Source organism: Achromobacter xylosoxidans A8 (genome assembly GCF_000165835.1).
Classification (GTDB): Bacteria; Pseudomonadota; Gammaproteobacteria; order Burkholderiales; family Burkholderiaceae_B; genus Achromobacter; species Achromobacter xylosoxidans_B.
Genome location: NC_014640.1, coordinates 1,680,433 through 1,705,972, shown reverse-complemented (window position 1 = coordinate 1,705,972; position 25,540 = coordinate 1,680,433). Strand labels below are relative to the sequence as shown.

23 protein-coding genes are annotated in these 25,540 nt (G+C 66.5%); 6 read left to right on the top strand and 17 right to left on the bottom strand.

What is annotated here, in order from left to right; all coding sequences use genetic code 11:
* Positions 1–27: 27 nt before the first annotated feature.
* Positions 28–1,029 carry a hypothetical protein gene (locus tag AXYL_RS07985; protein WP_013392286.1) on the top strand — a complete coding sequence of 334 codons (1,002 nt, stop codon included), beginning with the start codon at positions 28–30 and terminating at the stop codon, positions 1,027–1,029.
* Positions 1,030–1,099: 70 nt separating this feature from the next.
* On the opposite strand, the gene AXYL_RS07980 is transcribed toward AXYL_RS07985, so the two are convergent.
* The 9 genes from AXYL_RS07980 to AXYL_RS07940 all read right to left on the bottom strand — a co-directional run bounded on the left by AXYL_RS07980 (position 1,100) and on the right by AXYL_RS07940 (position 12,305).
* Positions 1,100–2,890 carry an aminopeptidase P family protein gene (locus AXYL_RS07980; RefSeq protein WP_013392285.1) on the bottom strand — a complete coding sequence of 597 codons (1,791 nt, stop codon included), beginning with the start codon at positions 2,888–2,890 and terminating at the stop codon, positions 1,100–1,102.
* Positions 2,891–2,904: 14 nt separating this feature from the next.
* Entirely contained in the window at positions 2,905–3,729 is an 825-nt protein-coding gene (locus AXYL_RS07975) for a M55 family metallopeptidase (RefSeq protein WP_013392284.1), read from the bottom strand.
* A 20-nt stretch (positions 3,730–3,749) separates the two neighbouring features.
* Complete coding sequence (locus AXYL_RS07970; protein WP_013392283.1) at positions 3,750–4,844, bottom strand: P1 family peptidase; 1,095 nt, start codon at positions 4,842–4,844, stop codon at positions 3,750–3,752.
* 147 nt (positions 4,845–4,991) lie between these two features.
* The gene (gsiD, locus tag AXYL_RS07965) at positions 4,992–5,891 is read right to left on the bottom strand and encodes a glutathione ABC transporter permease GsiD (protein ID WP_013392282.1); all 900 of its coding nucleotides are present in this window, start codon (positions 5,889–5,891) and stop codon (positions 4,992–4,994) included.
* A 7-nt stretch (positions 5,892–5,898) separates the two neighbouring features.
* The gene (gene gsiC, locus AXYL_RS07960) at positions 5,899–6,819 is read right to left on the bottom strand and encodes a glutathione ABC transporter permease GsiC (protein ID WP_013392281.1); all 921 of its coding nucleotides are present in this window, start codon (positions 6,817–6,819) and stop codon (positions 5,899–5,901) included.
* Positions 6,820–6,908: 89 nt separating this feature from the next.
* Positions 6,909–8,462, bottom strand: a complete 1,554-nt coding sequence (gene gsiB / locus AXYL_RS07955) for a glutathione ABC transporter substrate-binding protein GsiB (RefSeq protein ID WP_013392280.1) — start codon at positions 8,460–8,462, stop codon at positions 6,909–6,911.
* A gap of 65 nt (positions 8,463–8,527) precedes the next feature.
* Positions 8,528–10,408, bottom strand: a complete 1,881-nt coding sequence (locus AXYL_RS07950; RefSeq protein WP_013392279.1) for a dipeptide ABC transporter ATP-binding protein — start codon at positions 10,406–10,408, stop codon at positions 8,528–8,530.
* 44 nt (positions 10,409–10,452) lie between these two features.
* Entirely contained in the window at positions 10,453–11,433 is a 981-nt protein-coding gene (locus AXYL_RS07945; protein ID WP_013392278.1) for an isoaspartyl peptidase/L-asparaginase family protein, read from the bottom strand.
* Positions 11,430–12,305, bottom strand: a complete 876-nt coding sequence (locus AXYL_RS07940) for a MurR/RpiR family transcriptional regulator (protein ID WP_013392277.1) — start codon at positions 12,303–12,305, stop codon at positions 11,430–11,432. The genes AXYL_RS07945 and AXYL_RS07940 overlap by 4 nt, the downstream gene beginning before the upstream one ends.
* A gap of 182 nt (positions 12,306–12,487) precedes the next feature.
* Between AXYL_RS07940 and AXYL_RS07935 the strand changes: the two genes are divergently transcribed.
* The gene (locus AXYL_RS07935; protein WP_013392276.1) at positions 12,488–12,946 is read left to right on the top strand and encodes a GNAT family N-acetyltransferase; all 459 of its coding nucleotides are present in this window, start codon (positions 12,488–12,490) and stop codon (positions 12,944–12,946) included.
* A gap of 47 nt (positions 12,947–12,993) precedes the next feature.
* Here AXYL_RS07935 and AXYL_RS07930 read toward each other — a convergent pair whose 3' ends face one another.
* The 3 genes from AXYL_RS07930 to AXYL_RS07920 all read right to left on the bottom strand — a co-directional run bounded on the left by AXYL_RS07930 (position 12,994) and on the right by AXYL_RS07920 (position 15,005).
* Positions 12,994–13,647, bottom strand: a complete 654-nt coding sequence (locus AXYL_RS07930; protein ID WP_013392275.1) for a CoA transferase subunit B — start codon at positions 13,645–13,647, stop codon at positions 12,994–12,996.
* Between the two features lie 11 nt (positions 13,648–13,658).
* The gene (locus tag AXYL_RS07925) at positions 13,659–14,357 is read right to left on the bottom strand and encodes a CoA transferase subunit A (protein WP_013392274.1); all 699 of its coding nucleotides are present in this window, start codon (positions 14,355–14,357) and stop codon (positions 13,659–13,661) included.
* 198 nt (positions 14,358–14,555) lie between these two features.
* Entirely contained in the window at positions 14,556–15,005 is a 450-nt protein-coding gene (locus AXYL_RS07920; protein WP_013392273.1) for an acyl-CoA thioesterase, read from the bottom strand.
* A 112-nt stretch (positions 15,006–15,117) separates the two neighbouring features.
* Here AXYL_RS07920 and AXYL_RS07915 point away from each other — a divergent pair, with 112 nt between their 5' ends.
* From AXYL_RS07915 to AXYL_RS07900, 4 genes are all read left to right on the top strand, one after another.
* A complete protein-coding gene (locus tag AXYL_RS07915; RefSeq protein WP_013392272.1) occupies positions 15,118–16,764 on the top strand; it encodes an electron transfer flavoprotein-ubiquinone oxidoreductase in 1,647 nt (548 codons plus the stop codon).
* A 77-nt stretch (positions 16,765–16,841) separates the two neighbouring features.
* Positions 16,842–17,708 (top strand): NAD-dependent epimerase/dehydratase family protein, encoded by an 867-nt coding sequence (locus AXYL_RS07910; RefSeq protein ID WP_013392271.1) that lies wholly within the window; start codon positions 16,842–16,844, stop codon positions 17,706–17,708.
* A gap of 72 nt (positions 17,709–17,780) precedes the next feature.
* Positions 17,781–18,884 (top strand): cytochrome P450, encoded by a 1,104-nt coding sequence (locus AXYL_RS07905; protein WP_013392270.1) that lies wholly within the window; start codon positions 17,781–17,783, stop codon positions 18,882–18,884.
* Positions 18,881–19,225, top strand: coding sequence for an antibiotic biosynthesis monooxygenase family protein (locus AXYL_RS07900; protein WP_013392269.1), 345 nt, complete (start codon positions 18,881–18,883; stop codon positions 19,223–19,225). Before AXYL_RS07905 ends, AXYL_RS07900 begins: the two co-directional genes overlap by 4 nt.
* 10 nt (positions 19,226–19,235) lie before the next feature.
* Here AXYL_RS07900 and AXYL_RS07895 read toward each other — a convergent pair whose 3' ends face one another.
* From AXYL_RS07895 to AXYL_RS07875, 5 genes are read right to left on the bottom strand one after another with little or no spacing between them, the layout of a single operon-like run.
* A complete protein-coding gene (locus AXYL_RS07895; protein ID WP_013392268.1) occupies positions 19,236–21,011 on the bottom strand; it encodes an ABC transporter ATP-binding protein in 1,776 nt (591 codons plus the stop codon).
* Positions 21,008–21,829 (bottom strand): ABC transporter permease, encoded by an 822-nt coding sequence (locus AXYL_RS07890; protein ID WP_013392267.1) that lies wholly within the window; start codon positions 21,827–21,829, stop codon positions 21,008–21,010. Before AXYL_RS07890 ends, AXYL_RS07895 begins: the two co-directional genes overlap by 4 nt.
* Before the next feature lie 7 nt (positions 21,830–21,836).
* A complete protein-coding gene (locus AXYL_RS07885) occupies positions 21,837–22,781 on the bottom strand; it encodes an ABC transporter permease (protein ID WP_013392266.1) in 945 nt (314 codons plus the stop codon).
* Positions 22,782–22,787: 6 nt separating this feature from the next.
* Complete coding sequence (locus AXYL_RS07880; protein ID WP_013392265.1) at positions 22,788–24,359, bottom strand: ABC transporter substrate-binding protein; 1,572 nt, start codon at positions 24,357–24,359, stop codon at positions 22,788–22,790.
* 50 nt (positions 24,360–24,409) lie between these two features.
* Positions 24,410–25,516, bottom strand: a complete 1,107-nt coding sequence (locus AXYL_RS07875) for a C45 family autoproteolytic acyltransferase/hydolase (RefSeq protein ID WP_013392264.1) — start codon at positions 25,514–25,516, stop codon at positions 24,410–24,412.
* Positions 25,517–25,540: the final 24 nt, after the last annotated feature.

The window sequence follows — 25,540 nt, the reverse complement described above, 5'->3', positions numbered from 1 at the left end:
TTTTCTCAACACTTCCTCTCTCCGCCGATGACCGATCCCGCCCGATCCTCGTACTCGCTCGCCTGGCGCCTCGCGCTGACCGCCGTTTTCCTGCGGCTGGCCTACTCCGCGCTGGTCCAGTCCTATAGCCTGCTCGCCCTGCCCCGCTACGAGCACTTGCAGGACATGTATAGCCAACCCCAGTTCCTGGCGCCGCTCCTGGCCCATATCGTCGCGGGCGCGGCGATCGCCGGCTTGACCACCTGGGGGGCCATGCGCGGCTGGCTGGCGCGCCATGACACCACGGCGGTTGACGAACCCCGCAAGCTGTACGGCACCTTCATTGCCTTGTTCCTGCTCTATACCCTGGCCGTGGCGGCGGGCATGGCCTTCCTGCAGAACACGCTGATGCGCTTCGTCATGGACCACCGCGACGTGCTGCAAGAACGGCTCGGCTTCGGCATGATCGGGCAGTTTCTGGCCCTGAACACCATCACCAAGCTCGTGACCATCGTGCTGGAGATCATCGGCATCTGCGTCATCGTGCGCATTGCCGCCTGGACCGTGCAGCCCGCTGGCCCTGCCGGCGGCCCCGCCTACGAACGGCGCCACGCCGCCTGGGTGACCGCGCTGACCGTGCTGGTCTGGCAACTGACCGTTTCCATCTCGGTGGGCAGTTTCCTGCAGATGCAGGCCCCGGGTGCAGGCTGGACCGAATTCGCACTGGGCTACCTGGTCCTGCCCGCGGCCCTGCTGGCGCTGTGCGCCCTGGTCTGCCTGAAAACCCTGCCGCATCCAATTGGCACGGCCCGGTTTGGACGGGCCGTCGCCCACGGCACCATCGCATTCTGGTTGGCCCAGGCGCTGGGCATAGGCATAGGATTCCTGGTCGTCCGGGCGATGACCTGGGGCCAGTTGATCCGCGCCTCGGAATCCCATGCGGCCGCCGCCATGACGCTGTTGGCCTACGGTGCGCTGCTGGTCCTGGGCTGCCTGATAGGCCGCCTTGCGCTGTACCGCGGCGCCAAGGCCGCCACGCCGCAAGGCTGAGCCCGCCTCGCCCACAAAAAAGGCCGCGGGCATCACGCCCGCGGCCTTTTTCATGCGCTCGCGCAGTGAATCAGATCGCCGCGGTGCGGCGCTCCAGCCAGGCCAGCGCCTCGCCTTCGACCAGCGGCGACAGGCGCTCGAACACCGTCTTGTGATAGTCGTTGAGCCAGGCGATTTCGTCGGCGCGCAGCAGCGACGGTTCGATGCAACGCGTGTCGATCGGGCACAGCGTCAGCGTTTCAAAGCACAGGAATTCGCCGAGTTCGGAAGTCAGCCAGCTGCGGTTGGCGACCAGGTTCTCGATGCGCACGCCCCAGCGGCCGGGCCGGTAGATGCCCGGCTCGTTGGAGGTGATCATGCCCGGCTCCATCGCGGTGTGCGGTCCGGGCATTGCGCGGTAGGAAATGACCTGCGGGCCTTCGTGCACGTTCAGGAAGTAGCCCACGCCATGGCCCGTGCCGTGGCCGTATTCCGCGCCGCCTTCCCAGATGGGAGCGCGCGCGATGGCGTCCAGCATGGGCGAAGGCGTGCCACGCGGGAACGAGGCGCGCGACAGCGCGATCATGCCCTTGAGCACCAGCGTGAAGTCCACCTTCTGGTCGGCGCTGGGCGTGCCCACCGCGACCACGCGGGTGATGTCGGTGGTGCCGCCCAGGTACTGGCCGCCCGAGTCGATCAGCAACAGGCCATCGCCTTCGATGGTGGCGTGCGATTGCTGGGTGGCGCGGTAGTGCGGCATGGCGCCGTTGGCGTTGAAGCCGGCGATGGTGGCGAAGCTGGGGCAGACGTAGGCGGGCCGGCGCGCGCGCGCGGCGGTGATCTGCTCGTCGATGGTCAGTTCGGTGATGGTTGCATTGCCCAGCGCGCCTTCGAACCAGGCGAAGAACTCACAGAGCGCGGCGCCGTCCTGCGCCATGGCCTGGCGCACATTCGCCAATTCGGCGTCGGTCTTGCGCGACTTCAGCAAGGTGGACGGGTTGATGGCCTCGATGCGCGGCACGGCTGGATCCATGGCGTGGAATACGCCGCAGGTCACACGGGCCGGATCGATCAGCAGCTTCTGGTCCAGTTCCAGCGAGGCCAGCGCGTCGGCGGCCTGGGCATAACCGGCTACTTCCACGCCGTCGGCCGCCAGGACGGCACGCAGCGCGCCGTCGATCTTGCCGTCGGCCACAAACAGCGTGGCGTGGTCCAGGCCGATCAGCGCGTGGCCGACGAACACCGGGTTGTAGTCCACGTCGGCGCCGCGCAGGTTGAAGAGCCAGGCGATGTCGTCCAGGGTGCTGATGAAGTGCACGTCGGCGCCATGCGCGCGCATGGCCTCGCGCACCTGCGCCAGCTTGTCGGCGCGGGTCACGCAGGCCTCGGGGGCCACGTGTTCATAGATGGCGGCGCCAGGCAGGCCGGCGCGGTCCGTCCAGACTTCATCCAGCAGGTCCTCGCGAATTTCCAGGATGGCGCCGGCGGCGGCCGCTGCGGCCGACAGGGCGCGGAATGCGCCCAGGCCCAACACCTGCCCGTCCACCCCGATGACCTCGCCCGCCTTGGTATTGGCGGCCAGCCAGTCCACGTGGCCTGGCGTGGTCGCCAGCGCGATCTTCATCAGCTGCACGCCGGTGCCGGCCAATTGCGCCTCGGCCTGCACCCAGTAGCGGCTGTCCACCCACAGGCCGGCGAAATCGGCCGTGACCACCAGCGTGCCGACCGACCCCGTGAAGCCGGACAGCCAGCGCCGCCCCTGCCAGCGCGCGGGCAGATACTCGGACAAGTGCGGGTCCGAGGACGGAACGACATAGGCGGACAGGCCGCGGCGGCGCATGGCCTGCCGCAATTGGGCGATACGGGCGTCGGTGCTAGACATGGGGGATGGGATCCTTAGCGCAACATGAAAGACATGGCGGCCAGGCTGTTCAGCGTGCGGACGGCGGACTGCATGCTATCCGTGGTGAATCGCAAGGTCACGCCGTCCACGCGTTCCAGCGTGGGCCACATGCAGAACAGGTCGGCCAATGCCGAGCTCTGCGTCTGCAACCGGCATTCTATAGGGGCGGGAATGCGGAAAGGAACTGCGACGCCCTTCTTCAGATTACGCACGGCGGTTTCAGCGGCAGCCGCGATCGCGCGGCGCGAGGCCGCCGGCGACAGGGTCACGCCGCTGCCCTGCCCGTGCGCCACTTTGGTCTGCACCCATTCGGCGCCCGGGAAGGTGTCGCGGGTTTCAGCGATGAAGGCGTCGTCCCCAGTCCCCAGAATGACGGGCACGCCCATCTCGCCCGCCAGCGCACCATAGAGGCCGGCCTCGCCCAGCTCCATGCCGTTGATAAGCACGCGGGCAAACGCGAAGCTGTTGATGGTGTGGGCCAGGATGCCGCGGCCTTGCGAGCGCGAGTGGTAGCCGATCATGAAGACGGCGTCGCAGCCCTCTTCCAGGCCGCCCATCATGCCAAGGTAGCGCGGCTTGCCCAGCACCAGGCGGGCGCGCTCGTCCAGGCCGTCCGGCAACAGATTGCGAAAGCCGCCGTGCGAATCGTTGACCAGAATTTCTTCGGCGCCGCCGGCAATCGCGCCCTGCACGGCCGCATTGGCCTCGGCGGTCATCCAGGCGCGGGCGCGCTCGTATTCGCCGTTGCCGGCGCGCACTTGTTCGGAATGGAAGACGCCGGCGACGCCTTCGATATCGGTGGAAATCAGGATCTTCATGGAATCAGCCTCGGAGAATTTCAGAGTTCAGTGTCGGACAGCCACTGGCGCCACTGCGGCGCCGCGTCGCGGATCGCGGCGCGGTGGTTGCCGTCGCGCCCCGTCACGCCCTCGGCATGCCAGAGCGCGGAAATGATGGCCTGCTCGCAAGCCTCGGCAGCGGCTTCGAACAGGGGATCGATACGGGCTTCATGCAGCATCGCCACCGCCGGCATGGGCTGCTCGGGCAGTTGCGGCACCGTGTAGGCGGTGGAAAACGCCAGCGCGATATCCCCGCTGCCATGGCCGTAGACCGAGCCGGTGCGGGCCAGTCCCGCCCCCGCCCGCAGCGACAGGCGGCGCAACTGGCGCGCGTCCAGCGGCGCGTCGGTGGCCAGCAGCAGGATGATGGAACCCTTCTCCGGCACGATGGCGGCGTTCTCGCCAGCCTGCGCCAGGCCGTTGTCCAGCTGCTGCGCCAGCCGACGGCCGAAAGGCCGGCCCGCCACGGTCAGATTGGGCAGCCGGCCGAAGTTTGACAGCACCAGCGCCCCGACCGTGTAGCGCGGCCCCTCCACGATGGACGCGACGCGCGAGGCAGAACCGATGCCGCCCTTGAACGAAAAGCAGGACATGCCCCGGCCGGCGCCGACCGCGCCCTGCTCGAATGACTTGTCCGCGGCGGCCAGCGCGTCAGCGTAGTGCGATTCCTGCACCGCCAGCGCCTGGATGTCGTTCAGATAGCCATCGTTGCATTCGAAGACCAGCGGATTGACGGTAGCCATGCCGCGGCCGATGCCGGGGTTGGCCGCGACCGCCGCGCGGATCTGCGCATTGGCCACCGTTCCCACGCCAAAGGTGTTGGTCAGCGCGATAGGCGTTTCCAGCACGCCCAGCTCCTGCACCTGGACCAGGCCGGTGCTCTTGCCGAAGCCGTTCAGCACGGTGGCGGCGGCCGGCACCTTGTCCAGATAGGGGTCGCCGCCATGCGGACGCACCACGGTCACGCCGGTTTGCAGCGGGCCGTCGGCCAGCGTGCGATGGCCGACGGTGACCTCGGCCACGTCGCAGATCGAATCCAGCGGTCCCGAGGGCAGTACGCCGATGCGGGGAATGTCCAGCGCTTGTTTGTCCATGTTCGCTACGTGTCGCCACGCTCCAGAATGCAAAACGCCGCCGCCCTGTGTCCGCTGCGCGCACTTGGTAGCGCGTGTCGCGGACTGGGGCGGCGGCGGAAATAACCGCCCTCCATGCCGGCCCTCCGTAGAGGTCCGGCGGCAGGCTTACTTGCGGTCGATCTTGGGATCGAGCGCGTCGCGCAGGCCGTCGCCCAGCAGGTTGAACGCGAGCACCGTGAAGAAGATCGCCAGCGCCGGGAAGATCGCCACGTGCGGGGCGATCACCATGTCGGCGCGCGCTTCGTTCAGCATCGCGCCCCACTCCGGCGTGGGAGGCGATGCGCCCATGCCCAGGAACGACAGGCTGGCCGCGGTGATGATGGAGGTGCCGATGCGCATCGTGCCATAGACCACGATGGGCGAGATCGTGCCGGGCAGGATGTGGCGCATGATGATGGTCCAGTCGGACGCGCCCACGCTCTTGACGGCCTCGACGTAGGTCATCTGCTTGATCGACAAGGTATTGCCGCGCACCAGGCGGGCAAACGCCGGCACGCTGAACACGGCCACGGCCACGATCACGTTGATCATGCTGGAACCGAGGATGGCGACCACGCCGATGGCCAGCAGCATGCCGGGGAACGCCAGCAGCACGTCGGAGATACGCATCGTGATGCGTTCCCACCAGCCTTCGTAGTAGCCCGCCATCAGGCCCATGAAGGTGCCGACAATGGCGCCCATGGCGACCGACAGAAAGCCCGCGGCCAGCGAGATGCGCGCGCCCATGATGATGCGGCTGAAGATGTCGCGGCCCAGCGAATCCACGCCCAGCCAGTGCGTGGAGGAAGGTCCGGCGTTCAGCGCGTCGTAGTCAAAGAAGTTCTCCGCATCGAACGGCACGATCCACGGCGCGAAGATCGCGACGACGACCAGCAGCAGGACGAAGATGCCCGCGCCGACGGCGAGCTTCTGCTTCTTGAATTTGCGCCAGAACTCGGTGGCGGGCGTGCGCACGTCGCTCTTGGGAGCGGCGGCGATGGTCGTGGCGGGTGTCGTATTGCTCATGGCCGCCTCACTTGTAACGGATGCTGGGATTGATGACGCCATAGAGCACGTCGACAATCAGGTTGATCAGGATGAATTCCAGCGAGAACAGCAGCACCAGGCCCTGGATCACCGGATAGTCGCGCTGGGTCACGGCGTCCACCAGCAGGCGGCCGAGGCCGGGCCAGTTGAACACGGTCTCCACCACGATCGAGCCGCCCAGCAGGAAGCCGAACTGCAGGCCCATCATGGTGACCACGGGAATCAGCGCATTGCGCAGCGCGTGCTTGATCACGACGCGGCGCTCGGTCAGGCCCTTGGCGCGGGCGGTCCGCACGAAGTCTTCCTGGATGACTTCCACGAAGGAAGCCCGGGTGAAGCGCGCCATCACGGCCGCCACTGCGGCGCCCAGGGTGATGGACGGAAGAATGTAGTGTTGCCAGGTCGAGGCGCCCACGGTCGGCAGCCAGCCCAGATTCACGGAGAACACCTGCATCAGCATCATGCCCAGCGCGAACGCGGGGAACGAGATGCCGGACACCGCCAGCGTCATGCCGAGACGGTCGGGCCAGCGATTGCGCCATACCGCCGACACGATGCCGATGATCATGCCGAAGGTCACTGACCAGACCATGCTGGCGAGCGTCAGCCACAGCGTGGGCATGAAGCGGTCGGCGATTTCGGTAGAGACGGGGCGCTTGGTACGCAACGAGGTACCCAGGTCGCCTTGCAGCATGTGGCTGAAGTAGCGCACGAACTGCTGCGGCAGGGGCAGATCCAGTCCCAGTTCCTTGCGCACGAGTTCGACGGTTTGCTGGTCGGCCTCCTGGCCCGCGGCCAGTCGCGCCGGGTCGCCCGGAAGCATGTGCACAAACAGGAACACGACCACGGCCACCAGCAGCAGCGTGGGGATCATGCCCAAAAGACGTTTGACGATGTAGGTCAGCATTGAAATTCCTGCAACATCGGCGGGGACACCGCGCCCCCGCCGTATGTGGCCTTACAGGGGCGCGCAGGCCCCGAGAGTTACCGCCAGATTTACTGCTTCAGATCGATGTCGCCGAACCAGAACGAGGTGTCCGGCTCAACATACACGCCCGACAGGTTCTTCGACTTCACGTACAGGTTGTTCTGGGTCACCAGGAAGGCCCAGGGGGCGTCCTTCCAGATGGTTTCCTGAACGTTCTTGTAGATTTCGGTCTTCTTGGCGCGGTCGGTCGTGGCCAGGGCTTGCTGGATGCCGTCGTCCACCGACTTGTTCGAGTAGTACGACACGTTGTTGAGCACCGGCGGGAAAGCGGCGGTGGTCAGCAGCGGACGCAGGCCCCAGTCGGCTTCGCCGGTCGAGGACGACCAGCCGGCGTAGTACATGCGGACCTTGGCGTCTTCAGGCTTCTGCACCTGTTGCACGCGCTGCACGCGCTGGCCGGACTCCAGCACTTCGACCGACACCTTGATGCCGACTTGTGCCAGTTGCTGCTGCAGGAACTGGACCACCTTCACCGAGGTGCCGTCGTTATAGGCGGACCACAGCTGGCTTTCGAAGCCGTTGGGGTAGCCGGCTTCGGCCAGCAGGGCCTTGGCCTTCTTGATGTCGTAGGGCCACGGACCGGTCTTGTGGGCGAAGTCCACGCCCGTCGGCACGACGCCGTCCACAATGGTGGCGTAGCCCGAGAAAGCGACCTTGGCCAGGGCTTCCTTGTTGATGGCGTAGTTGATGGCTTCACGCACCTTGACGTTGTCGAACGGCTTTTGCTGCGTGTTCATCGACAGGTAGCGCGCCATGATCGAGTTCTGGTGGTCGACCACGTCCAGCTTGTCGTTCTTCTTCAGCACGGCGGCCTGCTCGAACGGCACCGGGAAGGCGAACTGCGCCTCGCCCGTCTGCACCACGGCGGCGCGGGTGTTGTTGTCGGTCACGGTGCGGAAGGTCAGCGTGTCGACCTTGGGGTAGCCCTTCTTCCAGTAGCCGTCGAACTTCTTGACCTTCAGGTATTCAGCCGGCTTCCATTCGACGAATTCGAAGGGACCGGTGCCCACGGGGTGGAAACCGATTTCCTTGCCGTACTTGGCCAGCGCGGCGGGCGAGATCATCATGGCGGCCGGGTGGGCCAGCGCGTTGATGAAGGCCGAGAACGGCTTCTTCAGCGTGATCTTGATGGTCATCGGGTCGACCACTTCGGTCTTTTCGATGACGCTGAACTGGATGTAGCGCGACAGGCGGTTGTCCGGATTGGCCGGACGGTCGAAGTTGATCTTGACGGCTTCGGCGTTGAAATCGGTGCCGTCGTGGAACTTCACGCCGGGACGCAGCTTGAAGGTGTAGACCAGGCCGTCTTCGCTGACGGTGTAGTCGGTGGCCAGCACCTTCTGGACCTTCAGGTCCTTGTCGAATTCGAACAGGCCTTCGTAGTAGGCCTTGCCGGCCGCCTGGTTCAGCGTGCTGTTGGTGTTGTACGGATCGAGCGTTTCCAGCGCGATGGAGACGGCGAACGTCACGTCCTTGGCGGCATGCGCCAGCGGCGACGCGATCACGCCGAAGGCCAGCGCGGCGGCGGCCATCAGTTTGGTGGGGCGCAGAACTTTCATCATTGCAACTCCTGGTTCCGTAAGGAATTAGGGGGTTTGGTGGAAGAAAAACAAGTACGTCAACTGACTCAATACGCTCCGCCGACCGGATGCCGGGCGACGAAGTGATCCGTTCCGACCTGCACCAGCGGCTGCACCACCGGCTCGTCATTGAGCTTGCGGATGGGGCTGGGGATTTCGTCGGACAACAGCGTGCGCTTCATGTGGCGGCGGGCCGGATCGGCGATCGGCACGGCGGACATCAGCTTCTTGGTGTAAGGGTGCTGCGGATTCTCGAAAATGGCGCGGCGCGGACCGATCTCCACGATCTGGCCCAGGTACATCACGGCCACGCGGTGGCTGACGCGCTCGACCACGGCCATGTCATGCGAAATGAACAGGAAGGAAATGCCCATGTCGCGCTGCAGGTCGATCAGCAGGTTCACGATCTGGGCCTGGATCGACACGTCCAGCGCCGACACCGATTCGTCCGCGATCACGACCTTGGGGGTCAGCGCCAGGGCGCGCGCGATGCAGATGCGCTGGCGCTGGCCGCCCGAGAATTCGTGCGGATAGCGCTGCGCCATTTCCGCCGGCAGGCCTACGCGCTCCAGCAGTTCGGCCACGCGGCGCTCGGCATCGCGGCCACGGGCCACCCCGTGCACCAGCAGCGGTTCCATGATGGAGAAGCCGACCGTCACGCGCGGGTCCAGCGAGGCGAACGGGTCCTGGAACACGAACTGGATGTCGCGGCGCAGGGATTGAAGCTCCGTGTTCTTCAGGCGCACGATGTCGCGGCCGCCGAAGCGGATCTCTCCGCCCTGGCTGTCGACCAGACGCAGCAGCGAACGGCCGGTGGTGGACTTGCCGCAACCGGATTCGCCCACCAGCGACAGCGTCTCGCCGGGGTACAGGTCAAAGCTGACCTGCTCCACGGCGTGCACGCGGCGCTGCACGCGGCTCATGATGCCGCCGCGCAGGTCGAAGCGGGTGACCAGCTTGCGTACGCTCAGGATGGGTTCGCGCTTGGCGTCCGGCGCGGGCTGCGCGCTGACGGGAGCGGCTTCGGGCTGGGCCTGGCCTTCGGCCTGCAGCAGCGGAAAGCGTGCCGGCAGGTCGGTGCCCTGCATGGCGCCCAGCTTCGGCACGGCCGACAGCAGCGCCTTGGTGTAGCGGTGCTGCGGCGAAGCGAACACCTGCTCGGACGGGCCTTCTTCGACCTTGTCGCCGCGGTACATGACCAGCACGCGGTCGGCCACTTCGGCGACCACGCCCATGTCGTGGGTGATGAACACCACGCCCATGTGCATTTCTTCCTGCAGTTGGCGGATCAGTTGCAGGATCTGCGCCTGGATGGTGACGTCCAGCGCGGTGGTGGGTTCGTCGGCGATCAGCAGCGCGGGCTTGCAGGCCAGCGCCATGGCGATCATCACGCGCTGGCGCATGCCGCCCGACAACTGGTGCGGGTAGCGGTCCAGCACCGACTTGGCTTCCGGAATGCGCACCTGCTCCAGCATGCGCAGCGCCTCGGCGCGAGCGGCCGCGGCGTCCTTGCCCTGGTGCTGGCGGATCGATTCGGCGATCTGGTCGCCGGCGGTGAAGACCGGATTCAAGGAGGTCATCGGCTCCTGGAAGATCATGGCCATGTCCGCGCCGCGCACATTGCGCATGACGCGTTGGCTCGATCCGGCCAGGTCGATCACGGAGCCGTTGCGCCGCCGCAGGGCCATGTTGCCCTGGGCGATGCGCCCGCCGCCATGTTCCACCAGACGCATGAGCGCCAGGGACGTCACCGATTTGCCCGAACCCGATTCGCCCACGATGGCCAGGGTCTCGCCCCGGTCCACATGGAACGACAGATTGCGCACGGCTTCGACCGTGCGCTCCGATCCCACGAAGCGCACCGTCAGGTCGTCGACCTGGACCACGCGGTTTTCCGGCAGCGCCAGGCTGTTTGCGCGATCAACCATCTCTTTTGATTCCCCAAATACTGAAAAAACGAACCCGCCGCCGCTTATCGGTAGATAGCGGTGACCGGCTTCTCGCCGACACGGGCGTAACCCCGATACATGCCTTCCGTATTGAACGGCAAGGCCACGTTGCCCTGGGCGTCAACGGCCACCAGGCCGCCCTTGCCGTCGATGGTGGGCAGCTTTTCATGCACGACGCGGTCCGCAGCCGCTTCCAGCGACGCGCCGCAATATTCCATCTGGGCCGCCACGTCATAGGCGGCAACCATGCGGATGAACATTTCGCCGGTGCCCGTGGTGGACACCGCGCAGGTCTTGTTGCTGGCATAGGTGCCGGCGCCGATCAGCGGCGCATCGCCCACGCGGCCGACCTGCTTGTTGGTGATGCCGCCGGTCGAGGTGGCCGCGGCCAGGTTGCCCTGCGCATCCACCGCCACCGCGCCCACCGTGCCGAACTTCTTGTCCGCATCCAGCGGATCGGCCGGCGCCGGCTGGCCGCGTGCGACCAGCGCTTGGCCGTCGTGGTCCAGCACCGCCGCTTCCGGCGTTTCGCGCTGCACGCGCAGCAGCTGCTCACGACGGGCTTCGGTGGAGAAGTAGGAAGGATCGACCAGTTCCACGCCCTCTTCCTTGGCAAAGGCTTCGGCGCCCTCGCCCACGAAGAACACGTGCTTGCTGTTTTCCATGACCTTGCGCGCGGCGAAGATCGGATTGCGCACGCGGTGCACGCCGGCGATCGCGCCCGAGCGCAAGGTGGCGCCGTCCATGATGGCGGCGTCCAGCTCGTGGGTGGCGGCGCTGGTGAACACAGCGCCATGGCCGGCGTTGAACAGCGGACAGTCTTCCAGCAGGCGCACGGCTTCGGTCACGGCGTCCAGGGCGCTGCCGCCCCGGGCCAGCACGGCCTGGCCGGCGGTCAGGATGGATTCCAGCGCGCTCAGGTACTCCTGTTCTTTCTCGGGCGACATGGCCGCGCGGGACATCGCGCCGGCGCCACCGTGAATCGCGATCACGGGTTGATTCATCGTTTACCTACTCCATGGATGAGCCACGGCATCACGGACTGGGTCACCCCAGCGGCGGCCGCGACGGAATTCTTGGCCCGATAGGCCACCGCCGAGGACAGGGCTTCGATCAGCCCCAGCGCGGCGGTTTCAGAATTGGGAATCAGCTGGCGCGCGGAATACGCGTACAACACCACGGAAGCCGTGGGCGCCAGCGGCGACGTGGGCTTGTCGGTCAGCACCAGCACCGGCACGCCGGCCTGCTTGGCCGCGCCGGCCAGGGTCACCGTGTCGGCCAGGTAACGCGGAAAGCCAATGGCGATCACCAGGTCCTTGGCCGTCATGCGCGCCATCTGGCGCGCCGCGTGCGACACGCCGCCGGGACCGGCCAGCGATTCGACGGAATGCAGGTGCATGCACAGGCCGCGCTGCAAGAGGCCGGCCAGGAAACCGCTGGCGCCGAAACCGATGATGAACACGCGGTCGGCGGCCAGGATGGCCTCTACTGCCTGCTCGCAGGCGGCGGCGTCCAGCGACTGCAGGTTGCGCTGGGCGTTGCGGATGTCTTCTTCCAGCGTGGCGGCGAAGATCTGCACGGCGCTGGCGGAATGCGCCAGCTCGGTGCGCAGCTTTTCAACGGGTTCCAGCGCCGCCTCGAAGCCACGCGCCAGTTCGGCGCGGAATTGCGGATAGCCCGGCAGGTCCAGGGCGCGCGCGAAGCGGTTGGCCGTGGCCACCGACACCCCCACCGCCGCCGCGAACTCGTCGATGGTCATGGTGGCGGCGCGGAACTGGTGCGCCAGCACGTACTCGGCCATCTTGTGCTGAGTACGGCTCAGCGCGGGCTGGGCCCGGGCGATCCGGTCAGCAATCGTGAGTGCGGCCTTGTTCATCGAGTGGGGAGGTGTAGCTGGGGTTTATGTAAATCTGTTTACAAGCAAATTTTAGATAAGAAAATAGATTTTCATACTAAGGGTATACCCGTGAATATATGTAACAGTGCTTCAAAAGAAACGGGGCCGGTTTGAGTTACGCTAAGCGCGCTCCCCTTTCCCAGCCTCACCGGATTGACGCAATGCCCGATTGGATCTGCAAAGCCCACCAGGACCTGACCGTGACCGAGATCTACGCGATCCTGCGGCTGCGCACGGAAGTCTTTGTCATTGAACAGAATTGCATCTTCCAGGACATGGACGGCAAGGATCTGGTCGGCCAGACGTCCCACCTGATGGCCTGGCAGGACGGCAAGCTCGCGGCCTACTGCCGCATCCTGGACCCTGCGCTGAAGGATGGCCAGATCGAGATCGGACGCGTCATCACCGCGCCCTGGACTCGCGGCCAGGGCCTGGGCCACGAACTGATCCGCCACGCGATGCAGGAAGTGCGCCAGCGCTGGCCCGGCCGCGCCATGTATCTGGGCGCCCAGGCCCGTTTGCGCAATTACTACGGCGGCCACGGCTTTGTGCAGGTCACCGAGGAATACATGGAAGACGGCATCCCGCACGTGGGAATGCGGTTAGCTGAAACGGCATAAAAAAACGCCCCTTGCGGGGCGTTTTCATGGATGTGGCGCTTGGCGGATTACTTGACCGCCGACACGTCCAGCTTGGCTTGCGTCTTGGACTTGATCTCGTCCACCGTCACGCCCGGCGCCGTTTCCAGCAGCTTGAGGCCGTTTTCGGTGACTTCCATCACGCCCAGGTCGGTGATGATCAGGTCGACCACGCCCACGCCCGTCAGCGGCAGGTTGCATTCCGCCAGCAGCTTGACGTCTTCGGTGCCGTCCTTTTTCTTGGCCACGTGCTCCATCAGGACCACGACGCGGCCCACGCCCGCCACCAGGTCCATGGCGCCGCCCATGCCCTTGACCATCTTGCCCGGAATCATCCAGTTGGCCAGGTCGCCTTTTTCGGACACCTGCATGGCGCCGAGGATGGCCAGGTTGATCTTGCCGCCACGGATCATCGCGAACGAATCCGCCGACGAGAAGATCGAGGAGCCGGGCAAGGTCGTGACCGTCTGCTTGCCTGCGTTGATGAGGTCGGCGTCGACTTCATCGTCGGTGGGGAACGGGCCGATGCCCAGCAGGCCGTTCTCGGATTGCAGCCACACTTCCATGCCCTTGGGCACGTGGTTGGCCACCAGGGTCGGCAAGCCGATGCCCAGGTTCACATAAAAGCCGTCTTGCAGCTCGCGCGCGGCGCGCGCCGCCATTTCATCGCGGGACCATGCCATGTCTGTTCTCCTTAGGCCGGGCGAGTGGTGCGTTGTTCGATGCGCTTTTCGGGCGTGGCGTTCAGCACGATCCGTTGCACATAGATGCCGGGCAGGTGGATCTGATCGGGATCCAGGCTGCCGGTATCAACGATTTCCTCGACTTCGACCACCGTGAACTTGCCCGCCATGGCGACGTTCGGATTGAAGTTGCGGGCGGTCTTGCGGAATACCAGGTTGCCGCTGCGGTCGGCGATGTGCGCCTTGACCAGCGACACGTCGGGCACCAGCGAACGCTCCATCACGTATTGCTGGCCGTCGAATTCGCGGATTTCCTTGCCGTCGGCCACGATGGTGCCCACGCCCGTGCGGGTGAAGAAGGCCGGAATGCCGGCGCCGCCGGCGCGCAGCTTCTCGGCCAGCGTGCCCTGCGGCGTGAACTCGAGCTCGAGTTCGCCGGACAGGAACTGGCGTTCGAATTCCTTGTTCTCGCCCACGTAGGACGCGATCATCTTGCGGACCTGACGCGTATTGAGCAGCTGGCCCAGGCCGAAGCCGTCGACGCCCGCGTTGTTGCTGATGCAAGTGAGGTCCTTGACGCCCGAATCGCGCAGCGCGGCGATCAGGGCCTCGGGAATGCCGCAAAGGCCGAAACCGCCCACGGCGATCATCTGACCGTCCTTGACGATGCCTGCCAGCGCCTCCTGGGCGCTTGCAAAAACCTTGTCCATCGCTCCAACTCCTAGTTAAGGTCTAACCGAAGAGGGCGCGGCTGCCGGCGCCGGTCCCAGCAGCACCGTCCGGTGCCCTGTGGCGGCTGGCGCCGAGGGTGGCGCGCCCATATTGCTTTTTTGATTTTGCGCTAGATTTTACCGGCATGCCCGGCCAAAGCACGCGCTATTTTGGCGGGGCCGTCCGAAGACGCTGCATCAAGCCGCGGGCTTGAACATGGCGCCCAGTTTGGACAGCACCTCTTGCGGCCACGGAGCGGACGCATTGACCGTATAGTCCATCCAGACTAGCACGTTGCGCGCGCGGGCATACGGACCGCCTTCGTCGCCTACCTTCTCCAGCAGCAATTCGAATTCTGCGCTGGAGCGGCCGATGCGCGTGAGTTTGTGGGTCACGAGCACGTTGGCGGGATAGGTCAGGGGCCGCAGGAAATCGCAGGACGCATGCGCCAGGATGAGCCCCTGATCGGAGGGCAGCGCAAAGCCCGCGCCATAGAGTATCTGTATCCGGGCCTCTTCCATGAGGCGGAAGTACATGGCGTTGTTCAGATGGTTCAGAGCGTCCGAATCGCCCCACCGCAGGGGCAGTTCGACTTGATGGATATCTCCCACGGCCAGTATCCGCGCTGAGGTTTTGTCCGCGTTCACCAATTACTCCCTATGGCTAAAAGAAATACGAAGGCATACATGGCCTCCGCCTGCAATACAATCGCCGATAATACTTCCAGCCAAATATGGAATACATACGGGGAGCTTTGCAATGTCTGAACGCGAGTCGATGGAATATGACGTGGTCGTGGTTGGCGGTGGACCCGCCGGCCTGGCCACTGCTATCCGTCTTAAGCAGCTAGCCGCTGAAAAGAATCAGGAAATCGGCGTCTGCGTACTTGAGAAGGGTGCGGAACTGGGTGCGCACATCCTGTCCGGCGCCGTCATGGACCCGCTGGCGTTGACCGAGCTCATCCCCGACTGGAAGGAAAAAGGCGCGCCGCTGAACGTGCCTGTGACGCATGACAAGTTCATGTTCCTGTCCGAAACCGGCGCGCGCACCACCCCCAACTGGCTGCTGCCGCCCTGTTTCCACAACGAAGGCAACTACATCGTCCGCCTGGGCGACGTCGTCAAGTGGATGGGTGAACAGGCCGAGGCGCTGGGCGTGGACATCTTCCCGGGCTTTGCCGCCGTGGAACTGCTGTACGACGAGAACGGCGCCGTCCGCGGCGTGGCCACCGGCGACATGGGCGTGGCCCGCGACGGCTCGCACACCGACCACTACCAGCCCGGCATGGAACTGCATGCCCGCTACACCGTGTTCGCCGAAGGCGCGCGCGGCCAGTTGGGCCGCCAGCTGATCGAACGCTACAAGCTGGACGACGGCCGCAATCCGCAGTCCTACGGCATCGGCATCAAGGAAATGTGGGAAGTCGATCCGGCCCAGTCCAAGCCGGGCCTGGTCATCCATACCGGCGGCTGGCCGCTGGACTCCGATACCTACGGCGGCTCGTTCCTCTACCACCTGGACAACAACCTGGTGGCCGTGGGCATGGTCGTGGGCCTGGACTACGCCAACCCCTGGCTGTCGCCGTTCGACGAATTCCAGCGCTACAAGACGCACCCCGCCATCCGCGGCACCTTCGAAGGCGGCAAGCGCATCGCCTACGGCGCGCGCGCCATCACCGCGGGCGGCCTGCTGGCCCTGCCCAAGCTGACCTTCCCGGGCGGCGTGCTGGTCGGCTGCGAGGCCGGGTTCCTCAACGCCTCCCGCATCAAGGGCAGCCACGCCGCCATCAAATCCGGCAAGCTGGCCGCCGAAGCCGCGTTCGACGCGCTGGTCGCCGACCGCCGCCAGGACGAGCTGGCCGCCTATCCGGCCGCTTTCGAGGCATCCTGGCTGCACGCGGAACTGAACAAGGCGCGCAACTTCAAGCAATGGTTCAAGAAGGGCCGCACCATCGCCACCTTGATGACCGGCGTCGAGCAACTGCTGCTCAAGGGCAAGATGCCCTGGAGCCTGCGCCACAACAAGCCTGACCATGCCTGTCTGCAACCCGCATCGCAATGCGCGCGCATCGACTACCCCAAGCCCGACGGCAAGCTCACCTTCGACAAGCTCAGCTCGGTGTTCATCTCGAACACCAACCATGACGAAAACGAGCCCATCCACCTGACGCTGAAGGATCCGTCGATACCGGTACAGGTCAACCTGGCCAAGTATGGCGGCCCGGAATCGCGCTACTGCCCGGCGGGCGTGTACGAGTTCGTCAAGGACGACCACGGCGAAGACCGCTTGCAGATCAACGCGCAGAACTGCGTGCACTGCAAGACCTGCGACATCAAGGACCCGACCCAGAACATCGTCTGGGTCGCCCCGCAAGGCGGCGAAGGCCCCGTCTACAGCGGCATGTAAAGCAGCCGGACGCCAGCGCCCGGCCACCTAAGGCGCCCCACAGGGCGCCTTTTTTTTTCGACGAGCAGGACTATTCCATGACCGAACGCGTACTTCTCATCGGCTGCGGCGACCTGGGCCAGCGCGTGGCCCGGCGCTTTCTCGCGCGCGGCGACGACGTCTACGCGCTGCGCCGCAACCCGCCTGCCGGTGGCGCGGACGGCATACGCTGGCTGCAAGGCGACATCTCCCGCCCGGACGGACTGCCCGCCCTGCCCCGCGGCGTGACGCGGCTCATCCACCTGCCCGCGCCCGGCGCGCGCGAGGCCGCCGCGTACCGCGCGGTGTTCGTCGACGGCCTGAAGCACGTGCTGGACGCGCTGGACACGACGCAGCTCAAGCGCGTCGTGTTCATCTCGTCCAGCGCGGTCTATGGCGAACATGAAGGCGGCTGGGTCGACGAAGACACCCCGCCCGCGCCGCTGGGCGTCAACGGGCGGGTGCTGCTCGAAGCCGAAACCGCACTGGCGACTTATGGCCTGCCGTCCACCGCCTTGCGACTGGCCGGGCTTTACGGCCCCGGACGCCTGCAATTGATCGAGCGCCTGCGCCAGGGCGCAGCGGGCGCGCCGACCCAGCCCGCACACTGGGCCAACCGGATCCACATCGATGACGCCGCCGCGGCCGTGGTGCACCTCGCGCTCCTGCCCGAAGCGGCGCCGGTCTACGTAGGCTGCGACGATACGCCCCTGCCCCTGCATGAGCTATACGCCGACCTGGCCAGACTGATCGGCGCCCCTGCGCCGCGCGAGGCGCCCGCGCCTGCCAACGTCGGCAGCAAGAAGCTCAGCAATGCCCGGCTACGCGCCAGCGGCTTCACGCTGCAATGGCCGGACTCGCGGCTCGGCTATGCCGCGCTGCTGGCCACCACCGGCGCTGGCGACCCCGAAGCCACGCAGGCATAGTTCGCCGCCCATCGAATCGTGGTCGTCCAGGCTGGACGATACTGGCAGCCGGATTCACCACCGGCCATCGCCATGCATCCCGCCCATCCCCTGCAGGCAGTCACGCATCCTGACCCCTATCCCTACTATGCCGCGCTGGCGCGCGAGCGGCCGCTGTATCGCGAAGCGGCGCTGGACTTATGGGTAGCCAGCCATCCGGACACGATAGCGGCCATCATGCGGCACCCTGCCGCGCGCGTGCGTCCCGTGGCGGAGCCGGTGCCGAAAGGATTGGGAACCGGTCCGGCGGCCGACCTGTTCGGCCGCTTCGTGCGCATGAACGACAGCAGGATCCACCAGCAAGTGAAGACCTTGCTGAGCGCTTTCATCCGCGAGCAGGGCGCCCAGACCTGTCCGCCAGCGTGGCCGGATCCGGGGCCGCTGAACGCCATGGCCGTCGACCGCTACCTGAGCGCCGCGCCGGTGCACGCGCAAGCCGCATTCCTGGGCTTGCCGCCGGACCTGTACGCCGATTGCGCGGCGGACATCGCGGCATTTCTGTCGGCGCTGCCCGCCACCGCCACGGCGGATCGCATCGAGGCGGGACACGCCGCCGCGATGCGCCTGCAAACCCGCCTCGAATCACATCTGCAGGCCCCTGATGCCGCCCCTGCCTTGCGCAGGCTGCGCGAAGACGGCGCGCGGGCGGGCATAGTCCCCGCGCTGCTGGCCGCCAATCTGGCCGGCCTGCTATTCCAGTCCTGCGAGGCGGGCGCGGGCCTGCTCGGCAACGCGATCATCCTGGCCGGGCGGCGCGGCCTGCCCGCGGATCCCACGGAAGACGCAGCGCTGGCCTTGATGGATGAAGTCGAACGCAGCGACCCGCCGCTGCACAACACGCGGCGGTTTCTCGCCGCCGACATCGACATTGGCGGCCAACGCATCGCAGCGGGCCAGACCGTGCTGCTGGTGCTGGCCGCGGCGGCCACGGTACAGCCCGAGGCGCACTGGACTTTTGGCGCGCACGGGCATGCCTGCCCCGGCCGCCTGCCTGCCCGCCAGCATGCGGCGGGTGCGCTCAGCCACCTGCTGCGCGCAGGCATCGACGCTGCCGCGCTCGCGGCCCGTTTCCGCTACCGGCCGCTGCCGAATGCACGCGTGCCCCAATTTGATTTTTCCGAGGAACCCGCACCATGATCGCAGTGATATTCGAAGTCGAACCCGCCCATGGCGACCCCACCCCCTATCTGCATATTGCCGCCGGCCTGATCGATGAACTGAAGGCCATGGATGGCTTCATCTCGGTAGAACGCTTCCAGAGTCTGACCGAGCCGGGCAAGCTCCTGTCGCTATCCTTCTGGCGAGACGAAGAATCGGTCAAGCGCTGGCGCACGCTGGAGTCGCACCGCCGGGCCCAGGAAGCCGGGCGCGGCGGCGTCTTCGCCAACTATCGCCTGCGCGTGGCGCAAGTGCTACGCGACTACGGCATGAACCAGCGCGACGCGGCGCCCGCCGACAGCCGCGACCGCCACGGCTGAAGCCTGTACTTCAGGCCCCGGCTGCCGCCGCGGCCAAGGCCACCCGATGGGTGGCGCCGGATTCCAACACCGCCGTCATCGATGGCAGGCCCTGCGCGGCCGATGGATCGAAGTAGTCGGCCTCGTCGCGTCCTTGCCCCGCGGGCAAGTCGCGCACCTCCACGCGAAAGCCTTCGGCCCGGCTGCCGCGCAGTTCCGGCACCGCTTGCAGCAAGCGGCGCGTGTAGGGATGCGTGGGCCGGTCGAATACTTCGTCGCGCGTGCCCTCTTCGACGATATGGCCGCGCAGCATTACCACCACGCGGTCGGCGATCTGCTCCACCACGCCCAGATCGTGCGAAATCAGCAGGCAGGCGAAGCCGTGGGAGCGCTGCAGCGACATCAGGGTCTCCAGCACCTGCTTCTGCACGGTGACGTCGAGCGCCGACACCGGCTCGTCCGCGATGATCACCTCGGGCCGCAGCACCAGCGCCCGGGCGATCGCCACGCGCTGCCGCTGCCCGCCGGACAGCTCATGCGCATAGCGTTCCGCGTAGTCGTCGCCCAGCCCTACGTCGCGCAGCGCCTGCGCCACGCGCGTGCGCCGGACCTCGGACGTCATGCCGGCCTCCAGCCGCAGGCCCTCGCCCACCAGGTCGCCGATGGTCATGCGCGGATCCAGCGATGAATACGGATCCTGGAACACCATCTGCACACGCCGGCGCGCCGCCTGCCAGGCCTGGCCGGAGCCGCCCGCGGGCAAAGCCTGGCCGTCCAGCTCGATGCGCCCCTGGGCTTGCGGCACCAGTCCCAGGATAGACATCATGACCGTGGTCTTGCCGCTGCCCGATTCGCCGACGATGGCCAGCGTTTCTCCTGGCGCCACCGCGAAGGTCGCGCGGTGCACGGCGCGCACCGCGCGCTTGCGGAACCAGCCCTCGCGGACCGAGTAATCGATCGCCAACCCATCAACCTGCAGGATGGGCGGCCCTTCCACGGCGGGGCGGGCCAAACCGCGCTTGGGCAGCGCGTCCAGCAGGCTGAGCGTGTAGGGGTCCGCCGGCCGCGACAGCACCTCGGCCACCGGCCCGGTCTCGACCGCCCGGCCGCGGCACATGACCAGCACGCGCTGCGTGTAGGCGGCCACCAGGGCCAGGTTGTGGCTGATGAAGATCAGCGCCGTGCCCTCTTCGCGCGTCAATTCGCACATCAGGTCCAGCACTTCCTTCTGCACCACGCAGTCCAGCGCCGTGGTGGGCTCGTCCGCGATCAGGAGACGCGGCTTGAGCAGCATCACCCCCGCCAGCAGGATGCGCTGGCGCATGCCGCCGGAAAATTCATGCGGGTAGCGCTTCATGCAATCCTGCGCATCGCGCACCCGCACCCGCTCCAGCATCCGCACGGCCTCGTCCCAGGCCGCGCGGCGCGTCATGCCACGGCGCAGCACCAGCGCCTCGATCAGTTGCTCGCCCACGCGGAAAGCCGGGTTGAGCGACACCATCGGCTCCTGGAACACCATGCCGATGCCGGTGCCGCGCTTCGCCAGCCAGTCGCGCGGCGCCTGCCGCAGCAGGTCCTGGCCTTCAAACAGGGCTTGTCCGCCGGTGATGCGGGCCGAGTCAGGCAACAGGCCCAGCAAGGTCTTGCCGATCAGCGTCTTGCCGCTGCCGGATTCCCCGACGATGGACAGCGATTCGCCGGCGTGCAGGTCGAACGACACGCGGTTCACCACGGGCGCGGCGTCGCGCTTGCCGGGAAAGCGGATCTCCAGATCGCGTACCGACAGCAAGGGTTGGGCCAGGTTCATGCCATCACCCCCCGCATGCGCGGATCCAGCAGGTCGCGCACCGCGTCGCCGAGCAGGTTGATGCCCAACAGGCTCAGCGAGATCATGGCGCCCGGAAACACCGCCAGCCAGATCGCCTGATCCATGGCGTTGCGGCTCTCGGACAGCATGCCGCCCCAGGTGGCCAGCGGCGGCGGCACGCCCAGGCCGAGAAAGCTCAGCGCGCTCTCGGCGAGCAGGGCGGAACCGAAGATGGAGGTCGCGAAGATCAGCAGAGGCGGAAAGCAATTGGGCAGCACGTGGCGGAGCACCGTCCACAAGCCGCTGTGTCCGGTGGCGCGCGAGGCGATGACGAAATCGCGCTGGCGCAGCGACAGCGCGGCGCCGCGCGCGATGCGCGCCACCGACGGCGAATACGCCAACCCCAACGCCAGCACCACGCCCCACTTGGACGGACCCAGCACAGTCATGATGCCGAGCGCCAGCAGCAGGCCGGGAAACGCCATCAGCGATTCCACCAGTACCGTGATGCCACGGTCGACCCAGCCGCCCGCATAGCCCGCCGTGACGCCGATGGTCGTACCCAGCAGCAGCGCCAGCAGCACGGAGAACACGCTGACCGCCACGCTGACGCCGGCCCCCGCCATCAGCCGCGACAACACGTCGCGGCCGAACTCGTCGGTGCCCAGCCAGTACTCCGCCGACGGCGGCGAAAAGCGCGCCAGCAGATCGCCTTCCAGCGGATCGTGCGGCGTATACACCAGCCCCACCAGGGCCAGCAGCACAACGCCCCCGACCAGCGCGCCGCCCAGGACGGCATTGGTATGTTTGAAACCCATGATGATCCTATTGAAGCTTCACGCGCGGGTCGAACAGCGGATACAGCAGATCCACCACCAGGTTGACCGCCACGTACAACAGCGCGATGAACAGCAGGCAGCCCTGCACCACCGGGTAGTCCCGCGCATAGATGCTTTCGACCAGCAGGCGGCCGATGCCCGGCAACGTGAACACGGTCTCGATCACCGCGGCGCCCGACAGCAGATGGCCCAGCATCAAGCCGATCACCGTCAGGGTGGGACCGAATGAATTGGGCAGCACGTGGCGCAGCATGACGCGTTTTTCCGGCAGGCCCTTGGCGCGCGCGTGCGCCACGTATTCCAGCCGCAGCGTCTCGATGGTGCTGGCGCGCATCATGCGCGTGATGGCGGCGATCTCCGTCAGCACGATGGCGCATACCGGCAGCACCAGATAACGCGCCGCGCCCAGGCCGCCCTGGGCGATGGATTCAAAGCCGTACACCGGCAGCCAGTTCAGCTTCACGCCGAACAGCCAGATCAACAGGATGCCGACCCAGAAGCTGGGCATGGACACGAACAGGATCGAGGTCGACACGATGGCGGTATCGGCGCGGCGGTTCTGGCGCCAGGCGGCGACCATACCGGCGGGCACCGCCACCAGGCAGGCCAGCAGCGTCGCCGTCAGCACTACCTGGGCCGTCACCGCAAAATGCGTCAGCACCAGATGCATCACCGGTTCGCGCCGCGCGATGGACATGCCCAGGTCGCCCTGCAGCGCGTTGCCCACCCAGATCAGGAACTGCTCGCCGACGGGGCGGTCCAGCCCCAGCGCGTGGCGCATTTCCGCCAGCAGCGCCGGGTTGTCGATATCGCCCAGCATCAGCGAGGCCGGATCGCCCGGAATCGCGCGTATCAGCGCGAACACCAGCACCGTGACCACGATCACGGTGGGCACCGACGCCGCGATGCGCTTGAGTAGATAGCCCAGCACGGCGCCTCAGTTCTTGGTCACGTTGAAGAAACGCGGCTTGCGCAGCGGCCAGCCCGTGAAGCCCTGCAGCTTGCTGGAGACCACGACATAGCCCGGCTTGTTGTAGTACATCAGCAGCGGGGTGTCGCGCAGCATCAAGGCATGCAGCTTGTCGAACGCCTGCTTGCGCACGGCGGGATCGGACTCGGCCTCGATGCCTTCCAGAATGGCGGCGGCTTCAGGACTTTCCCATTGGGCCATGGGCGTCTTGGACTTGTCGCCGATCACGTCGCGGAACATCAGCGCGGGCTCGGTGCGCGCCGAGTAGGCGAATGCCATCAGCTGGAATTTTCCTTCGCGGAAGTTGGTCACCTGGGTACCCCACTCCAGCATGTCCAGTTCGGCCTTGATGCCGGCCTTGCCCAGCAACTGCTGCGTCACCACCGCGACCCGGTACAGATAGGGATAGCGCTTGTTGGCCTGCAGCTTCAAGGGTTCGCCACGATAGCCCGCGGCGTCGAGCAGACGCTTGACCTCTTTCAGGTTCTTCTCGTAACCGGCGCGGTCGGCTTCGGAGTAGTAGGCGCTGGCGGCCGGCACCAGGGACGGGTTGTAGGCGGCCTGGCCGTTGTTCAGCGCCCGGGCGATGCCGGGAAAATCCAGCGCCAGCGCGATGGCCCGGCGCATGTTCACATCCGACAGCAAGGGCGCGCGCGTCTGCATCAGCAGATTGACGGTATCCAGCCCCTGCTCGGTGACGATGTTCCAGCGCGGATCTTTGACCGGCAGATTGTCTTCGTCCGCGTTGTAGGCGTCGACCTGCCCCGCCATCAGGGCCGCCTTTTGCGCCGCAGCGTCCGGAATCACAACGAAGCGCACATTGGCCTGCGCAGTTTTCTTCCCGGCCATGCCGCTGGGCGCTTCCTCGCGCGGCTTGTAGCCCGCGTACGGCGTCAACAGCAGGTACTGCTCCTTCTTCCATTCCGCCAGGACGTAGGGGCCGGTGCCTATGGGCTTGGCCCACTTGCCCTCGGCATCGACGCTCTTGGCGCTCAGCACCGGCATCGGGCATTGGACGCTGGCCATCTGGTCCAGGAACAGCGCGTAGGGCTGCTCCAGCCTGAATACCACGGTGGCCGGATCCGGCGTTTCCACCGCCACGACCTTGGCGCCCTTGCTGCCGTCGTAGAGGTTCTTGCAGGAATACTCGGACTGGGCGCCGTTGAGATAGTCGTAGGTCCACTTGACGTCGGCCGAGGTCATCGGCGAGCCGTCGTGGAAGGTGACACCCTGGCGCAGCTTGAAGGTGTAGGCGCGCTTATCGTCGGACAGCGTCCAGCTGTCGGCCAGCATGGGGGCCACGCTCATGTCGGCGCGCAGCGCCACCAGGGACTCCACCACGTGGGCCAGCACGTTGTCGGTGGAGGTGTTGCGGGAACGCCCGCCGGGCAGCGTGGTCGGCGTGCCCGAACCTTCGGCGTAGCGGATTTCAGGAACGGCGGCCTGCGCCCACACCGCGGCGGGCATGCCGGCCATGGCGCCAGCCAGCGCGGCGGTCAACAGCAGCGCGTTCTTGACGCGCGAACCATGCGAATTCATAGGGGGTCACTCCATGGGCGGCGCTAGCCGCATACGGGTCCGGGGCCGGATCAGAAGAGCCGGTACTCAGCGAAGTTGCGTCCTTCGTAGGGCTTGCGGGCGATCCACATCACGCCACTGGCCGGTTCCATCAAGGTCGTGGCCACCGTGGCCGAGATGCTGTCGAAGCTGGCCGGCTTGGGCGAGCGCAGCACGCCGTCCGGGGCGGCGAAGTCGTCGGCCAGGATGCGCTTGACCGTGTCCCAGTCGATGCCGCCGGCCGCGCACGCCAGCATGTCCTGCACGCGGCGCTGGCGGTAGATCGAATCCGGATTGGCGGCCAGGCCTTTGTCGAACAGCTTGGCGCGCGCGGGCGGGCTGATCCAATGGTTGGCGTGGACCAGCAGGCCATCCTCGGGCGTGATCCAGAAGATCTCGTCGGGCGAGCACTCCAGGTCCACCGCCTCGCCCTGCGCCTGCGCCAGCATCAGGTTGTTGGAGCAGAAACGCCGCGACGCCCACAGCACCTTCATGGCGTTGCAGATGTTGGTGGCTTCCAGCATCTTGCGCCGCACCAGCACCAGCGGCACCTCGGCGGGACGCTGGTAATCGTGCTCGCAGGACAGGAAGTTGCCGGACAGGGACACGCCCGCGCTATTGAAGCCGTGGCGCGCCAGACTGCCCGCCTCGGTGAACATCAAGAGATCGGGACCGTCCTCGCGCCGCATGCGCAGCACGATGCCGGTGTCCACGCACTCCTCGCGCCAATCCCAGTTGTGGGCATGCATGAGCTTGCCGCCGGCGGCGGCCTCGGGCAGCACGATCAGGCCGGTGCAGCCATCGTCCAGCCCTTTGCGCGCGCGGCCCAACTCGGCATGACCGAACATCATTTCGGTGCGGCAGTTGATGACCACCACGTCCTCCAGGGCCTGGCCCGATCCATCGGCGATGCCGCGCAGCTCTTCCAGGTAGGCCGCGTCATAGTCGCCCACCACCGGCACCATGGCGGCGGCCAATTGCTTCAGGCGATCCGCGGCGACGCCGCGCCGCTCCAGCTGCCCGCGGTAGAGGGCCACGCTGCGCGCCACGCGTTCAGGCACGGCGGCGCCGTGCTGGCGACCGCGCTCATAGGGGCTGCCCTGCACGTCGACCAGGGGGAAAGGGGTAGGCAAAGTCACGGCTCAAGACTCCGGAGCGAGATT

Coding starts and splice junctions, on each gene's coding strand:
- AXYL_RS07985 (WP_013392286.1), top strand. CDS start 28: ATGACCGATCCCGCCCGATCCTCGTACTCGCTCGCCTGGCGCCTCGCG.
- AXYL_RS07980 (WP_013392285.1), bottom strand. CDS start 2,890: ATGTCTAGCACCGACGCCCGTATCGCCCAATTGCGGCAGGCCATGCGC.
- AXYL_RS07975 (WP_013392284.1), bottom strand. CDS start 3,729: ATGAAGATCCTGATTTCCACCGATATCGAAGGCGTCGCCGGCGTCTTC.
- AXYL_RS07970 (WP_013392283.1), bottom strand. CDS start 4,844: ATGGACAAACAAGCGCTGGACATTCCCCGCATCGGCGTACTGCCCTCG.
- gsiD (WP_013392282.1), bottom strand. CDS start 5,891: ATGAGCAATACGACACCCGCCACGACCATCGCCGCCGCTCCCAAGAGC.
- gsiC (WP_013392281.1), bottom strand. CDS start 6,819: ATGCTGACCTACATCGTCAAACGTCTTTTGGGCATGATCCCCACGCTG.
- gsiB (WP_013392280.1), bottom strand. CDS start 8,462: ATGATGAAAGTTCTGCGCCCCACCAAACTGATGGCCGCCGCCGCGCTG.
- AXYL_RS07950 (WP_013392279.1), bottom strand. CDS start 10,408: ATGGTTGATCGCGCAAACAGCCTGGCGCTGCCGGAAAACCGCGTGGTC.
- AXYL_RS07945 (WP_013392278.1), bottom strand. CDS start 11,433: ATGAATCAACCCGTGATCGCGATTCACGGTGGCGCCGGCGCGATGTCC.
- AXYL_RS07940 (WP_013392277.1), bottom strand. CDS start 12,305: ATGAACAAGGCCGCACTCACGATTGCTGACCGGATCGCCCGGGCCCAG.
- AXYL_RS07935 (WP_013392276.1), top strand. CDS start 12,488: ATGCCCGATTGGATCTGCAAAGCCCACCAGGACCTGACCGTGACCGAG.
- AXYL_RS07930 (WP_013392275.1), bottom strand. CDS start 13,647: ATGGCATGGTCCCGCGATGAAATGGCGGCGCGCGCCGCGCGCGAGCTG.
- AXYL_RS07925 (WP_013392274.1), bottom strand. CDS start 14,357: ATGGACAAGGTTTTTGCAAGCGCCCAGGAGGCGCTGGCAGGCATCGTC.
- AXYL_RS07915 (WP_013392272.1), top strand. CDS start 15,118: ATGTCTGAACGCGAGTCGATGGAATATGACGTGGTCGTGGTTGGCGGT.
- AXYL_RS07910 (WP_013392271.1), top strand. CDS start 16,842: ATGACCGAACGCGTACTTCTCATCGGCTGCGGCGACCTGGGCCAGCGC.
- AXYL_RS07905 (WP_013392270.1), top strand. CDS start 17,781: ATGCATCCCGCCCATCCCCTGCAGGCAGTCACGCATCCTGACCCCTAT.
- AXYL_RS07900 (WP_013392269.1), top strand. CDS start 18,881: ATGATCGCAGTGATATTCGAAGTCGAACCCGCCCATGGCGACCCCACC.
- AXYL_RS07895 (WP_013392268.1), bottom strand. CDS start 21,011: ATGAACCTGGCCCAACCCTTGCTGTCGGTACGCGATCTGGAGATCCGC.
- AXYL_RS07890 (WP_013392267.1), bottom strand. CDS start 21,829: ATGGGTTTCAAACATACCAATGCCGTCCTGGGCGGCGCGCTGGTCGGG.
- AXYL_RS07880 (WP_013392265.1), bottom strand. CDS start 24,359: ATGAATTCGCATGGTTCGCGCGTCAAGAACGCGCTGCTGTTGACCGCC.